Here is a 14,519-nt window from a genome sequence, read left to right on the forward strand (position 1 = left end):
GTGGCCACGGTTCTGTTTTCAGTGCCGCCGCACCACCTCAAAAATAGAGTCGCTGCTCGGGTTCGCCCGCCGAATCCGGCTTTTTATCTTCGACGGTTCCGTCTGCCGCCATCCGGGTAACCCGCTCGCCAATCATGGTTGGCAGTCCGTCGGCCTGGTCTACCGCCAGTTCAATGGCGCCGCGCTTGACCTCGACACCCGGGTGGCTGGCCCTGAATGCCTCGACCTCGGCAAACACCTGCTGCCAAAGCCGATCACGATCCTCAGGGGGGTATTCTTCATGGGGGCGATGCACTTCAAGCCAGACTTCACCGTCGGAGAAGCCAATCTTGACGGCATCGTGGACCACCTGAACCGGCGTTCCCTTCTCAACCTGGTAGACGAACCTGGAGATATCTTCGTTGTACATCCGGAAACAGCCGTGACTGACCGGCATGCCGACACCAAATTGCTTGTTGGTGCCGTGGATCAGGTACCCCTTCTCGCTCAACAACAGGGCGTGGGTGCCAAGCGGGTTTCCCGGGCCGGGCGGAATCATTCGGGGCAGGTAATCGCCGGAGGCTTCATATTCGGCACGGATGCTCGCAGGCGGGTACCAGGCCGGGGATTCAAGCGGCATGGTCACTTCCGCGTCGGTCAGAGGGGAGGGGTTCTCCGCCGTACCAACGCCTACGGGGTAGACCTGCACACCCTCATCGGTGAAATAGTACAGGCGGTACTCTGCGAGATTGATGACAATGCCCTCGCGCCGGGCCTCCGGCAGCACATACTGACGGGGGAGAGTAATGTTGGTGCCTTCTCCGGGTAACCAGGGATCCACCCCGGGGTTTGCCTTGACCAACTCCAGGTACCCCATGGCCAGACGATTGCCGATGCCGGCAAACGTATCCTCGTAGCGGGTCTCGAAAACACCGAGCTCACCGGCCACGTCGCCCTGAACCGGGAAAGTGGGCACACGGGGACTTCTGTCCGGCTCTTCCGGCGCCTCGGAATCAGCCGCAGCCTCCACCGGCTCTGCCGACACAGAGGTCGGGACGACCAGGAAATGGGACAGGGCAAACACTGCTAAGAATCTGAACCACATAGAAAACATTCCGAAAGCATCAGGCAACCGGGTACAGGGACAGCAAATACCCTCAGGAGTTCATATAGGTTGCCCACACTGTTACAACGGCAAGCACCACAAACAAGGCGCTCGCGCCAATGCGGGCTGTGGCAAGGGGTAATCTTTCCATCAGCCAGCGTCCTGCCATGATAACCGGTATATTGGCCAGCAGCATCCCCACCGTCGTTCCCAGGATAACCCAGAAGGTCTCGGTAAAGCGGGCGGCGAGAACGACTGTGGCGACCTGGGTCTTGTCGCCGATTTCTGCCAGGAAGAACATGATGGTGGTGGCCATGAATGCCCCCAGCCCCAAGAACTTCGAATCATCGCTGTCATCCTTGTCCGGCACCAACAACCACAGGGCGATGGCGACGAAACTCGCTGCCAGAATCCACGGCAGCCAGGCTTCTGGAATAAACGAAGCCACCCAGGCGCCAAGCCAGGCAGATAACGCATGATTGAGAACGGTCGCGACAAAAATGCCGAGGATAATGGGCAGGCGAGTGACGTATCGGGCAACGAGGAACAGCGACAGCAATTGGGTCTTGTCACCGATTTCCGCTATGGCGACAGCGACCGTTGAGGCGAGGAAAGCGTCCATGAAAAACTCCAGGGCGGATAATCAGACATGAGACAGCCCACCTTCCGCCCTATGGAGGTGAAACCGCCTCAGGTCTTGCCAATTTCAACGGCGTCGCGTTGAAACATGATAGCCACGGGGATTTGGCCCCAAGTATGTTGACTATCATCCGACCGGCAGTTCCGGTGCGGAGGCTACTCCCCTGAAGAGATGATGGCATGTTAATGAATTCGGAACAGGGCCGCAACCAGACGGGTGATTAGACCCGCATCTTCCAGACCGGAATCGCTGCGACCGCCACAAATGCGGCCACCAGCCACCAGGCCGAATGGAACGCGTTGATCGTTGGCATACCCGCACTGTGGTCGCCGAATTCAATCGTCAGAGCCACGAGGTTAACACCAAAGGCACCCCCGAGCTGGCGCATGAAATTCAGGGTACTGGAGCCGGCCCCCAGCTCCTGCGGTTCCAGCGGATTCAATGCACCGGTTGACAGGGCCGGAAGCATGAAACCGATACCAATGCGCCCCAACACCGTCCAAAGTGCCAGCCAACCAAAAGCCAGATCGAGGTCGGACAGCGCAAACAACACAGCCGACAGGGCAAATACCACGATGCCAAAGACAACGAGGCCTCGAGCGCTCTGCCTGTCTGCAAGCCGACCGGCCAATGGGAACGTCATACCCAGGACAACCCCGGCAGGTAGCATCAGCAAACCTGCCTCTGTCGCAGTAAACCCGAGGGCGGTCTGCACAAACAACGGGATGAGATAGGTGGATCCGAACAGCGCAAGGCCCAGTGCCATGGCACCGAGACAGGCGAACAGGAAGGCCGGTTTGCGCAGCAAGCCGATGTTCACAAGCGGGTGCGCAGTCTGCCGTTCACGCAGCACGAAGAACACCAGGCCGCCCAGGGCCAGCAATGCTTCACTGATAATCCACGTCTGCTGGCCCGCCGTTTTCTGTAACCGGTTCAGGGTATCCAGTGATAACGCTATGGTCAGCCCGAGCAGCAGCAAACCAGGGAGGTCGAAGCGGTAGGGCGCCGGCCGGGAGACCGGCAGCGGGAGAAAGCGCCAGGCCATCAGGACACCTACCAGCGTGACCGGAGCGGGCGCAAACATCACGTAACGCCAATCGAGCTGATCAACCAGGAAGCCACCCAGAACCGGGCCCAGAGCCGGCGCCAGGATTACGCCCATGCCATAGACACCCATGGCATGGCCCCGGCGATGGCGGGGGAAAATACGGAACACCAGGTACATCCCCATGGGCTGCATCAGGCCTGCCATGGCACCCTGGCCTATCCGCGCGGCGATAAGCTGCCCCGGGGTCTCTGCAAAGCCTCCGGCAAGGGAAATCAAGGTAAACAGGAACATGGCTACGGCGAGGGTCTTGCGAACCCCGAAGTGATCCAGCAGCCAGGAAGAGGCCAGCATGGTGGTGGTCATGGCGGCAATAAAGCCCGTCGCCAGCCAATGGACCTGGCCCTGACGAATACCGAACTCCACCATGATGTCGTGCAGCGCTACGTTAACCACTGTGGCACTGAGCACTGTGGCCATTGTGCCTGTCATCACCGTGACCACAGCCAGCCAGCGCCAGCGATCCCCGTAGCGGGCTTTCAGGCCCTCAACTGAGTTATCAGCCAAGGACTATTTCTGCTTTTCAGCGTTTTCCAGGATTTTGTGGAAGACCTTCACGGTGCATTCGATCTCTTCATCGCTGATGCCTTCAAGCATTTCCTCGCGCAGTACCTCGGCTCGCCCGGAAAGGTCATCCATAAACGCCCGCCCTGCGTTGGTCAGGTGCAGGCGCCGGGCCCGGCGATCATTCGGGCAGGGTCGACGTTCGATCAGACCCTGCTGCTCCAGGCTGTCCAGCAGTCGAACCAGCGTCGGGTTCTCAATCGCCATCAGGCTTGCCAGTTCGCGCTGGGTAAGGCCTTCACCGCCTTTCTCCAGGTACACCATGGTGCTCCAGCGCGCCTGGGTGACACCCAGATCCTTCAGGCGCTCATCAAGCATTTTTCTCCAGCGGCGGGTAACCCTGGCTACCGCGAAAGGAAACTGGTCTCTCATGTGTCGTCACTCCATATAAAAGGGACTTGGCCCGGACCCGGCGCAGCTGCGCGATCGGCCAACAACTCACATTATCGGAAAGTCACCAATAGTATGCTAATCATTGAAATAAAAACAGATACGAAAGTAAAACAGAATCGGGGAAAACCGAAAGCAGCGTCACCCGGCCTGACGCTGGTCTCCGTGCATCTCCTCGACTTCAGGAGACTCATGAAATTCGGTGTTTCGCGGATCCAGCTCAGCAAGCACCGGCGATGCTTCTGGCATGGCAGGCACAAAGTGCTCCTGGTCTGCCACCGCAACGTCTTCGGTATGACTGATCCGGTAACTGGTTATTACCGCCAGCGCCAACAGAAAACCGGCATTGCCGAAAAACAGGCCCTTCGGGCCCAATAAATTAATCAGCTCCGCCATAGCGACCGGGCCAATCACGCTGCCAACGCCGTAACTGAGTAGAAGCGTGGCACTGGCCGCAACAATTCGAGAACTTTCCATACGGTCATTGGTGATCGCAACGGCAATCGGATAGAGGGTGGCGGACAAACCAGTAAACAGGCCCACCAAAAGGGTCAAAACCCATGGGTTGGCAGCACCCTGAATCCCGACCCCGCCCGCAGCAGATGCGGCAAATATAGCCACCCAGAACATCACCCGACGGCGGTCGAAGCGGTCACACAGCCGCCCCAACGGCCAGGCGAGAATCATGGCGGCGACGATGGCGCTGGCCATGAACGTGGATGTTCTGGCGACGTCCAGTCCGACCAGCGTTGCATAGACAGGGCCCAAAGCATAAAAGCCACCGATCATAATCCCGCAGACCAGGGCCCCGGCAACACCGGTGAAGGACTCCCGAGCGAGGGTAAAGATCGAGATACGCTGCACCTGTTCTATGACCGGGGCGTCCATTCGAGTCATCGCCAGTGGCACCAGGGCTAATGTCAACAGGATGGCCGCAATCGAGAACGGCATGAAGTTGGCGGGATCGCCGATATTCACAATAAGTTGGCCGCCAGCCGCGGAAAGATAAAAAACGATCTGATAGACGGCGAACAGAGAGCCCCGGTTGGCGTTGGTGGCACGGCTGGAGAACCAGCTCTCGATAACCACCAGTACACCGGCAACACTGAATCCGGAAACCACCCGCAGTGCCGCCCAGAAAATTTCAGAAATGGCCATCGGATAGAGGAGGGATGTCACCGCAGCAATAGCAGCCAGGACGGCAAAGGCTCGGATATGGCCAACACGACCTATAATTCGGTGGACGTAGAGAGTGCCCAGGACAAAACCGATGGAATAGCAAACCAGAATCCAGCCGATAATATCTGGCGAGACCGCCTCTATACTCAGACGAATGCCCAGCAAAGTCATCAGAAACGCGTTTCCACTGACAAGCAGGATGATGCTCAGAATGAGGGCAGACAGGGAGGTGACCATTCGGGTCATTACAGCAACTCCGGGCGTGACAGAGGTCAGAAAGTGAATGTTAAGCAAGATAGCAACAAAAGCCGGAATTTGCCGGGCACGTATTTAATCAGTAGCTGGCGACGAATCCAGTAGGCACTTCCCGAAATTCGTGATGCGCATCACAAAACCCCGCAGAAGCCGCTGTAGAGCGGTTTAACAGCGTTTTACATTAATGTGCCGTAACAGACCCTACGTGCTGGAGCAGGTAACATGAAAACGAGCTATTCATTGGACCGTGAGCGCCTGGTTATGAAAAAAACGGACTGGCCCATCCGCTGGGATCTGTTGCTTCGCTATCGACTGATCGAGACTATTGCCCTGTGGGAAGGTCGCCTGACCACCAACCACATCTGCCACAGTTTCGGCATAGGGCGTCAGCAGGCGTCCAAGGATATCAATACCTATCTGCGAGAGCTGGCGCCGGGCAATCTTGTTTACGATCGCCACCTGAAAGGCTACGTACCGGCCGATAAATTTCGTCCGGTGGTTACTCGTGGTGTGGTAAACGAGTATCTGGACCTGCTTGCCCGCCAGCAGAACCTGAGCAGTACCTTTGAATCTCTGAATATAGACCTGCCAGACAGCACGGTGGTCCAGGGTCCGAACCGTGTGATTGCACCGGAAACCATGCGCGCTGTGGTGACTGCAACACGGCAGGGCAGGCAGTTGCGCGCCAGCTACGCATCCCTGAGTCGACCGGAAGCAGTGGAGAGCATTCTTGAACCGCACACCCTGGTTTGTGCCGGCAACAGCTGGCACCTGCGGGCCTGGTGTGACTCCAACCGGGAATTCCGGGATTTTGCCCTCAGCCGTTTCCGGACCTCGCCCGATGCTCTCCGCCAGCGGGCCAAGCACAGCCGGGAACAGGACGAGCACTGGAACCGGGAAGTTACCCTGGTGGTCACCCCGGACCAGCGTTTGACCGAAGCCCAGCAACAGATCATCGCCCGGGACTATGGTATGGACCATGGCCGCCTGGAGGTTGCCACCCGTGCCGCTCTTGCACCCTACGTGCTGTCACGGCTCGGAATTACCTTTGACAACCTGCATCCGGATCCGCTGGTACAACAGCTTGAGCTGGCCAATCCGGATCAGTTGGGATTCGGCAGCAAACGCGAACAGGCCCTGAAAGCCGTTGCCGGTCTCAGTTAAACTGCCGGTGTGAATTCTGAAACCTGGCGGTATTCCTTTCTCTGTGTGCTGATTCTGCCGTTCCTGCCCCTGGTGGCAACGGCAGAATCAGCCTGTGGTAAACCCGCAACACCGATTTCCGAAGTACAGGGGACCGATCCGGCCTCACTTCTGGCAGGCAAAACTGTCACAGTTGAAGGCATTCTGACCCAGGATTCCCGGTCAGAGGGTGGGTTTGGCGGCTTTTATCTGCAGCAGGCTGACCACGAGACCGACAATAATCCCGCCACTTCCGAGGCTCTGTTTGTTTATACCGACCGCGATATCGGAAAACCCGGCATGCGGCTGCGGGTTACCGGCAAGGTGAAGGAATACCACGGACTGACTGAACTGGTAGCGGTACGAGATATCCGGATTTGCGGCCGGGAAGCGCTACCGGCACCCTCTCCACTGGCTTTGCCCTGGACCCAGGATCCCGAGCATCTGGAGAATATGAGGGTTAACTTCCGTCAGCCCCTGACCGTGGTAGACAACTACAACCTCGGCCGCTACGGCGAACTGGCGCTGGCGGCCGCAGACCAGGTCCAACCCACCGAGCACCTTCCTCCTGGCGACGATGCGTACAGAGCATCCATCCGAAACCGGCAGAACCGCGTGCTGCTGGACGACAACCGGTCCATCAGAAACCCCAGGCCCATACCCTGGCCGCCCGAGGGATTGTCTTCGACGACCGTACGGGCCGGAGACCGGATTGACGAGCTTGTCGGGGTGCTGGACTTTCGCTTCGATGCCTGGCGAATCCAACCCACTCAGACACCCGTTTTTCTAACCACCAACCCGAGGGAACCTGCGTCCGGGTCCCTACCCGATGATCCGGTACGGATTGTGGCTCTGAATCTCGGTAATTTTTTCAACGGTGATGGCCAGGGCGGCCAGTTTCCAACAGCCCGTGGTGCCGCAACACCGGCGGCGTTTCAGCGCCAGCAGCAACGATTGGTGCAGACGCTTCTGGCCCCGGATCCGGACATCCTCGCGCTCACGGAACTGGAGAACGACGGCTACGGTCCGCACAGCGCCATTGCCAGCCTGGCCGAGGCCCTGGGCAGTCAGTGGCGGTTTGTCAGCACGCCAGGCCAGGATGGCGATGACGAGATCCGGACCGGTATGCTCTACCGCAGCGACCGTATTAGTGCGATTGGTCAGCCGGAACGTCTTGCCAGCGGTCCGTTCAGATCCGGGGGCCGACCTCCGCTAGCCCAGGATTTCCGTCGTATTGATGGTGACGTAACTGTCAGGGTTGTTGTTCCCCATCTGAAATCAAAATCCTGTCGGGGCGCCCGGGGCGATGATCAGGATCAGGCCGATGGCCAGGGCTGCTACGCAGCCCGACGAACCGACGAAGCACAAGCGCTGGCCGGCTGGTCCAGCATCAACGCCGGGGGCCGCAATTCCGCAGGCACTCTGATTATCGGTGACCTGAACAGTTATGCCCGCGAACAACCCATTGCGGTGCTGAAGTCAGCAGGCTTCGCCAGCATGGTGCACCACTTCCATCCCTGCACTGAAAACACCTGTCACCATTACACCTATCGATACGGTGGCGAGAAAGGGTCGCTGGACTACGCCCTGGCCTCAACGACATTGAAACCACGAGTTGTGGGCGCCCGAAGCTGGCTGGTGAATGCCGACGAGCCCAGGGTGCTCGGCTACCAGAGCAAGCGCGCCGCTAAAAGGCAGGGACCCTGGCGATCCAGCGACCATAACCCTGTGATTGTAGACCTGAAACTCTGAGATCCGACCACTAAAGGCAGACCACCGATTGCCCATCCGCCGTAGCCAGCGGGCATTGTGGCCAAGGCTCGGGAGGCTGTTCCCGGTAGACTGGAAGTCAGACCCAAAACCGGTGATCGCTGACAACCATGAGAATCCCTGCACCCAATTTCTGGCCCGCTGCCCGCACAGGACAACGTTTGCTTCTTCACGCCCGCCGCCGCGAAGCACTCGTGGATGGCCACAAAATGGTTTTCCTGGAGCGGGGAGCCCCCGGAGCCGGAAACCCAACCATCGTGCTGATTCACGGCTTTGCCGCCATGAAAGAAAACTGGGGGCTGTGGCTGCAACGACTGCCAAGGCACTGGCATCTTCTGGCTCCGGATCTGCCGGGGTTCGGGGAGAGTGATTATCGGCCGGAGGCCTGCTACCGCTATGAAACCCAGGCCAACCGACTGGCTCAGTGGCTCGCGGGCTTTGACACGGACAACCTACATCTGGCCGGCAGCTCCATGGGCGGCGCGATTGCCGCAGTCCTCGCCCACACACTGGATCCGGCGCCCCGTTCGGTGACATTGCTCAACAGCGCCGGTATCCCGGAACATAAGGAGGTCAACATTCACGCCCCCCTGAAGTCTGACCGGGACGGTATCCTGATTCCGCAGGACTGGAAAGGCGTCTACCGCATGTTCAACAGCGTCGGCACCGGCAAGCCCACGGTCTCCGGGCTTGCCATGGCCGGCCTTCTCGGGCCGGACCTCCTGGGCCGCACCGACGCCCTTCGGCACATATTCAGTGACATGGTGGCTGACGCACTGGCACCGGCTCGCTATCTGGGCCCCGAGACACCGCCACTGCAGGTTCAGTGGGGTGACCGCGACGTGATTACCCCGACTCGCTGCGTTGACTGGTTCAGTTCGGCCACGCCACAGGCAGAAATCCACATGTTCCGGGGTGTCGGGCATCTTCCAATGCTGGAAACACCCGGGCGGTCCGCCGCAGCTCTGAAGAACTTCGTCCGGCGTCATGGCCAGTAAACTACCCGGGAGCCTCCTTCAAACCGGCCGATGATTGGCCTTTCAGGCCATTTATTTCGTCACCGAAGTCATGGGGGAACGACCCTCGAAGCGCCATAATCGTCGAAACGACGCGTTCTGCGACATAACAAGAACAGAATCAGACGAGGAAACCCCATGCGCGCCTCCGTTTCAACGGCACAGGACCTGGGCATGCCGGCCATCTACCTGCATCTTCTGGCCGAACTGCTGAATACCATCGGTGTTGATGAACAGGACCTCTTGCTTCGGGTCGGGCTCGACCCGGGCCGCCTGCAATCCACCGATCTGCGGGTCAGCCAGACCCAGGCCAGCGAATTCGTCACCCGGGCCATTATCGAAAGCGGCGAACCGGGCCTCGGAATCATGCTCGCCCGGGAGCTCAAGCTACCACTGCACGGAGCCCTGGGTACGGCCGTCATGAGCAGTCGCACTCTGGGCGACGCCATGGAACTGATGACCCGATACCTGACACTGCGGGTGCCCCATCTTCAGGTCTGTAAGCGGGAAACCGGCAATCTGGCCTGGTACGTCGTGAGCTGTGACATCGATCTTGGGCCCCTGCACGGTTTTATCATGGACGCCATGCTGTTCGGATGCGTTTCCATGGGGGCGCAACTGACGGGCTCGGTGATCGACGGTTTGCGGATTGTTCGCCGGGGACCGGAACCGGCCTATTTTCACCGCTTCCGCTCGCAGATCCCGGTACCGGTGGAATTCGGCGCCACAGAGAATGCCCTGGTGATTCCCGCTAGCCGGCTGAGCCTTCCGGTCCGCTTCACCGACGATCAACTGGCCGCCTCGTCAAGAGCCCAGTGCGAGGAAGCACTGCGGCAGCTGACCGAAGACGCCGGATTCGCCTGTCGGGTAAGACGGGTGATTGAAACCAGCCACCCCTTCCCCCCGAAACTGGCCCGGGTTGCTGGCACCCTGTTTGTCTCCGAACGGACACTCAAACGGCGACTTCAGGAAGAAGAAGCCAGCTTCCAGCAGTTGGTGGACCAGGTCCGTCTGGAACGGGCGCAGGATCTGCTCCACAGTACCAGCATGAACCTGAGCCAGATTGCCGACACCCTTGGCTATGCCGACGCCGCGAACTTCACCCGGGCCTTCAAGCGCTGGACAGGCACCAGCCCCAGCCACTACCGCAGCGCACCATCCAGATCCGCCGTGACGCCCGCCGGGCAGGCACTGGCCACCGGGTGATCAGTCGATACCGATGATCTTGTGCATCTGCAGGGTAAGACGCCATTGGGGATGCTCAAGACAGTAATCGGTAGCACGGCGGGTATTGCTTTGCTTGATCTCATCCACGGCGGCATCGGGTATCGAAGGGGAAGCCATGGGTGACAGGAAGTAATGGCTCGCGCGAATACCCAGGAATCGCTCCGGCATCGCCAGGGGCTGCGGATACACCAATTTAAGCTCGTCACAGGCCTCGATGACCACCGGGGCATCGGCCTTGGGACTGACGCAGAGCCAGTCGATGCCTTCGGGGGCCGGCAGGGTACCGTTGGTTTCGACCCCCACTTCGAACCCTTCCCGGTGGAACGACTCGATCAGGGCTTTATCCAGCTGCAACAAGGGCTCCCCACCGGTGCAGACCACGTAGGGCTTGCCTGGCGCGTCCGGCCAGAGATTCCGTATGTGACGAGCCAGGGCTTCCGGCGTGTCAAAACGGCCACCATTCTGGCCGTCCGTGCCCACGAAATCGGTATCGCAGAAATTGCAGACCGCAGTAGCCCGGTCTTTCTCACGGCCGGTCCAGAGGTTGCATTTGCTGAAGCGGCAAAACACAGCAGCGCGGCCCGCCTGGGCGCCTTCGCCCTGCAGGGTGTAGAAGGCTTCCTTGACCCGATACATCAGCTTGCAGCCTCATATTCCAGAGGATCGTTCACACCATTGGCGGCAAACGCCTCCAGACGCTCCACGCACGAACCGCAACGGCCACAGGCCTGCTCCCTGCCGTTGTAGCAGGTCCAGGTGTGCGAATAATCCAATCCCAGGCGGAGCCCTTCGGCCAGGATCTGTCCCTTGTCCATGGCCATGAAGGGCGCCTCAATGCCGACCGGTTCGTAGTTCGCCACGCGGCAGACCGCGTCCATTTTTTCCACAAACTCCGGGCGACAGTCCGGGTAGATGGCATGGTCGCCACCGTGAGCCCCATACCATACGGCACCGGCGCCCACCGTCACGGCGTACCCGGTTGCCAGCGACAAAAGGATCATGTTGCGGTTCGGGACCACGGTGGCTTTCATGCTGTCTTCTTCATAGTGGCCTTCCGGCACATCCAGGTCCGAGGTCAGCGATGAGCCGGCCATCACTTCACTCATGGCGCGGATATCGATCACCTTGTGGGGAATCCCGTGGGCCTCGCACACCGAACGCGCGCATGCCAGCTCTCTTACGTGGCGCTGACCGTAGTTAAAGGACAGCGCATGCACCTGATAACCACGCTCTTTGGCCAGGTGCAGCAGGGTGTAGGAGTCCATGCCTCCGGAATAAATTACAACTACGGTGTCTGTCATTCGGGCTCCCCGTATGGTGCTCTTGGCTCTGTGCTGGTTTACTGTCGCGCCCGAGGCCTGGTGCTGTCATCGGGCTTTTACAATGAATGGACATATTGTAACAGTGCAGGCACAGGTTGGGTTCGCGTCTCGGGTGCGGGGCGGGTAAACTCAGCGAAAAACAACTCATCAGCTACACTGACTCCATGACCACTATCCAGCCGGCATTCATCGACTTTGAGGCATCCAGCCTTGATCTGATCGCGAGCTACCCCATCGAGGTAGGAATTTGCATGCCGAATGGCACTCTCCATAGCTGGCTGATTTGCCCCCATGTCCTCTGGCAGGACTGGTCGGAAAGCGCTGAACAGATCCACGGCATTTCCCGTGAGACCCTGGAAGCGGATGGCATTGCAGTGAGCGAAGTAGCCAGTGCCCTCAATGAGCTGTTACCAGAGCAGGTGTTCTGCGATGCCTGGACATTCGACAGCTTCTGGCTGCACCGTTTGTTCAAGGCGGCCCGCATCACCCCGACTTTTCAGCTGGAGTCCATTTCAGCACTGTTGGACACCCCACAGGTACGTCAATGGTCGGCGCTTAGACAACAGGTGATTACGGAACTTGGTCTGCCAGTGCACCGGGCGGCAAACGACGCCCTGATCCTCCACAAAACCTGGGAACGGATTGCCCAGGACCATGACGCCCTGGTGCCGTTAACAGGTCAGAGCCGTCAAGCCTGATCCGGTATCAGGCAATCAATGTCTGAAGGGGCGGACACGTAATGCGATGACTTCCAGGCCGTCCCGAAGGGTATTGAGGGTCCAGTAGGTCACCAGCGCCATAAGCGCGGCACCAGTCACGGTAAACACCAGGTTTTCACCCACGACCTGCTCCTGCGCGGCCAACAGGTAGAGACCCAGTGCAACGATCAGGGCGAGTTCAATCAGTGCATGGGAACGGAACTTTCTACTGGCAGATCCGGCTTCATCGGACATTTTGCTAGATTTCAACCTCTGAATTTCTCTGGCGTTGAATGAAAAGGTAGTGTGCGAATTATCGCCAGAACGAAGTAGAAAATCTGTACGAAGTAGTGGCTACGAAGATTCCACTACCCAAAAAAAACGCAGCCATAAAGGCTGCGTAGAAAGGAGAGATCCATTGACCGCCTGGCGCGGCAGGCAGTCAGGATTGCACAACGTAAAACACGTGACGTTGCGAATTATGCCGAGCGCCCATGTGCCCGTCTGTAGGGGTTTGCCGAAGATGCAGACCTATTGCAAACGGCCCATTAGCCTATACACTGGTAGTCGAACCGAAACCCAAGAGCCGGTATGACCAGAATGATTCCACAGTTCATTGCTTACACAGCAGCAGGTTGCCATGCAGTGCAGTCTGTGCGCGCGATGGTGAAAGACATCTAACGGCTTTCGGTCAGTCCCGGGAGCCTTTGTAGCGACCGGGTCAGCTTCTCCGCGAAACCCCGGTTGCTTCAGGCACCGGGGTTTTGTTTTTGCAGCCGCAAAACGACAAGGAGAACATCATGAAAAGACATCCGACAACTCGCGCAGCAAACCAGCCCATGAACAATCGTCAGGGCCCGATCAAGCGCCCGGAAAAGCTGCCGCTGCTGGATGCGATCTGTAAAAAACTGAATCAGCGCGTCAACATGGATGACGAACAGCGGGTGCTGGGCGTGTATGAGCGGGGCTGGATCTTCAAAGGCGTTCTGGGCAACTTGAACGATGCCGAGGCGAGGTATGTCCGAGCATTGGCTACCCGTTACAATTCCTGGATTGCACGGCAGGTCGCCTGACCCGCCTGCCGCAGGGTCTGAACCGGTCAGTGGCGCCGGTTCAGACCCTGCATCATCGCCATATCACCACCGTGAACCATGGCGTAATTGTTTACCACATCGTGAATCTTTTCCTGGGAATAGGGCTTGACCACGTAACCGTTAGCACCTGCACTGATCGCCCGCTGAATACTCTCGATGGAGTCATCCGCCGTCACCAGCACAATATGCTGCTCCGCCCGAGAATCCTTGAATTCCAGCATCAGCTCGTGGCCATCGCCATCCGGCAGCCCCAGGTCCAGCAGAATAATGTGAAATTCCTCAGCCTTGAAAGACGCCCTGGCGGAGGCCGCGTCAATACACTCGATCACCTTGGTTGCGCCAGCGTTGTAGAGCATGTCCACCAGCCTCTCTCGCATCACCGGCTCATCTTCCACTACCAGCACTTTCAGATCCGTCATGGGGGTCGCTCCTGTCAAGCTGTTGGGTCGCTGCCTGTACGCCGGGGCAGATCCAGCGGCGCCGGTCGGGGCTCGCCGATTTCGCTGTAGTCAGACCGTGGTGGGGTCTCCCCATTTGCCGTTGTCGGCTCTTCCATTCCGAAACGAGTGAGGATATTGCTGATGCTCACCGCCGTCGTGTACAGGGAAATGGCAATAATCAGCAGGATCGGCTGAACAAAGCTCACAAAACTGGGCACATCCGCACTTCCCAGTATACTCAAGATCAGAATGATTGCCGGGCCCAACACCACAAACAAGGTCAGAGCAATAAAGAAAACGATCCGTTCCTTGTAACGCCCGAGATCCCGGTTGGTCACCAGACCAAGTACAAACTTTCCGATGGCAAGGCCGGCGAGAATAGCGGCTGCAATACTTAAATCCGGTCTTAGCAGGGTTTCATAGAGCCGGCCTTCCCACAGCCGTTGCATACCAATGACCAGAAACGGAAACAGCACAAAAAGGATGTCCGCGTAGGTTCCGTACATCATGCTCAGGGAATGGTGTTCTCGGCGTTCCGGCAGCTCACTCATCG

General features: G+C 58.7%; 16 protein-coding genes. 6 read left to right on the top strand and 10 right to left on the bottom strand.

What is annotated here, in order from left to right:
* Nucleotides 1-37: 37 nt before the first annotated feature.
* The 5 genes from FMN52_RS09100 to FMN52_RS09120 form a co-directional block, all read right to left on the bottom strand.
* Entirely contained in the window at nucleotides 38-1,084 is a 1,047-nt protein-coding gene (locus FMN52_RS09100) for a L,D-transpeptidase family protein (protein WP_148608344.1), read from the bottom strand.
* Nucleotides 1,085-1,136: 52 nt separating this feature from the next.
* Nucleotides 1,137-1,706 (bottom strand): TMEM165/GDT1 family protein, encoded by a 570-nt coding sequence (locus FMN52_RS09105; protein ID WP_148608345.1) that lies wholly within the window; start codon nucleotides 1,704-1,706, stop codon nucleotides 1,137-1,139.
* A 238-nt stretch (nucleotides 1,707-1,944) separates the two neighbouring features.
* Nucleotides 1,945-3,336, bottom strand: coding sequence for a DHA2 family efflux MFS transporter permease subunit (locus FMN52_RS09110; RefSeq protein ID WP_148608346.1), 1,392 nt, complete (start codon nucleotides 3,334-3,336; stop codon nucleotides 1,945-1,947).
* Between the two features lie 3 nt (nucleotides 3,337-3,339).
* Nucleotides 3,340-3,765: a MarR family transcriptional regulator gene (locus tag FMN52_RS09115; RefSeq protein WP_148608347.1), complete on the bottom strand. Its 426-nt coding sequence runs from the start codon at nucleotides 3,763-3,765 to the stop codon at nucleotides 3,340-3,342.
* 159 nt (nucleotides 3,766-3,924) lie between these two features.
* Nucleotides 3,925-5,208: an MFS transporter gene (locus FMN52_RS09120; protein ID WP_148608348.1), complete on the bottom strand. Its 1,284-nt coding sequence runs from the start codon at nucleotides 5,206-5,208 to the stop codon at nucleotides 3,925-3,927.
* 270 nt (nucleotides 5,209-5,478) lie between these two features.
* Here FMN52_RS09120 and FMN52_RS09125 point away from each other — a divergent pair, with 270 nt between their 5' ends.
* The 4 genes from FMN52_RS09125 (at nucleotide 5,479) to FMN52_RS09140 (ending at nucleotide 10,391) form a co-directional block, all read left to right on the top strand.
* Complete coding sequence (locus FMN52_RS09125; protein ID WP_205424938.1) at nucleotides 5,479-6,381, top strand: WYL domain-containing protein; 903 nt, start codon at nucleotides 5,479-5,481, stop codon at nucleotides 6,379-6,381.
* A gap of 9 nt (nucleotides 6,382-6,390) precedes the next feature.
* On the top strand, nucleotides 6,391-8,151 hold the full coding sequence (locus FMN52_RS09130) for an ExeM/NucH family extracellular endonuclease (protein ID WP_148608350.1): 1,761 nt from the start codon (nucleotides 6,391-6,393) through the stop codon (nucleotides 8,149-8,151).
* 128 nt (nucleotides 8,152-8,279) lie between these two features.
* Nucleotides 8,280-9,167 (top strand): alpha/beta fold hydrolase, encoded by an 888-nt coding sequence (locus tag FMN52_RS09135; protein ID WP_148608351.1) that lies wholly within the window; start codon nucleotides 8,280-8,282, stop codon nucleotides 9,165-9,167.
* Between the two features lie 156 nt (nucleotides 9,168-9,323).
* Nucleotides 9,324-10,391, top strand: a complete 1,068-nt coding sequence (locus tag FMN52_RS09140) for an AraC family transcriptional regulator (RefSeq protein WP_148608352.1) — start codon at nucleotides 9,324-9,326, stop codon at nucleotides 10,389-10,391.
* Here the strand turns inward: FMN52_RS09140 and queE are convergent, their stop codons facing one another.
* Entirely contained in the window at nucleotides 10,392-11,048 is a 657-nt protein-coding gene (queE, locus tag FMN52_RS09145; protein WP_148608353.1) for a 7-carboxy-7-deazaguanine synthase, read from the bottom strand. It abuts the gene before it with no gap.
* A complete protein-coding gene (gene queC, locus FMN52_RS09150; RefSeq protein ID WP_148608354.1) occupies nucleotides 11,048-11,713 on the bottom strand; it encodes a 7-cyano-7-deazaguanine synthase QueC in 666 nt (221 codons plus the stop codon). Before queC ends, queE begins: the two co-directional genes overlap by 1 nt.
* 185 nt (nucleotides 11,714-11,898) lie before the next feature.
* Here queC and FMN52_RS09155 point away from each other — a divergent pair, with 185 nt between their 5' ends.
* Nucleotides 11,899-12,432, top strand: a complete 534-nt coding sequence (locus tag FMN52_RS09155) for a hypothetical protein (protein WP_148608355.1) — start codon at nucleotides 11,899-11,901, stop codon at nucleotides 12,430-12,432.
* 15 nt (nucleotides 12,433-12,447) lie between these two features.
* Here FMN52_RS09155 and FMN52_RS09160 read toward each other — a convergent pair whose 3' ends face one another.
* Complete coding sequence (locus FMN52_RS09160; protein WP_240339441.1) at nucleotides 12,448-12,702, bottom strand: hypothetical protein; 255 nt, start codon at nucleotides 12,700-12,702, stop codon at nucleotides 12,448-12,450.
* A gap of 530 nt (nucleotides 12,703-13,232) precedes the next feature.
* Between FMN52_RS09160 and FMN52_RS09165 the strand changes: the two genes are divergently transcribed.
* Nucleotides 13,233-13,505: a hypothetical protein gene (locus FMN52_RS09165; protein WP_148608357.1), complete on the top strand. Its 273-nt coding sequence runs from the start codon at nucleotides 13,233-13,235 to the stop codon at nucleotides 13,503-13,505.
* A 26-nt stretch (nucleotides 13,506-13,531) separates the two neighbouring features.
* On the opposite strand, the gene FMN52_RS09170 is transcribed toward FMN52_RS09165, so the two are convergent.
* Together FMN52_RS09170 and FMN52_RS09175 are read right to left on the bottom strand one after the other, a co-directional pair.
* Nucleotides 13,532-13,945 (bottom strand): response regulator, encoded by a 414-nt coding sequence (locus FMN52_RS09170; RefSeq protein WP_148608358.1) that lies wholly within the window; start codon nucleotides 13,943-13,945, stop codon nucleotides 13,532-13,534.
* A gap of 14 nt (nucleotides 13,946-13,959) precedes the next feature.
* On the bottom strand, nucleotides 13,960-14,517 hold the full coding sequence (locus FMN52_RS09175; RefSeq protein WP_148608359.1) for a hypothetical protein: 558 nt from the start codon (nucleotides 14,515-14,517) through the stop codon (nucleotides 13,960-13,962).
* Between the last annotated feature and the right edge of the window lie 2 nt (nucleotides 14,518-14,519).

The organism is Marinobacter sp. BW6, from assembly GCF_008107725.1.
In the GTDB taxonomy this organism is placed as follows: Bacteria; Pseudomonadota; Gammaproteobacteria; order Pseudomonadales; family Oleiphilaceae; genus Marinobacter.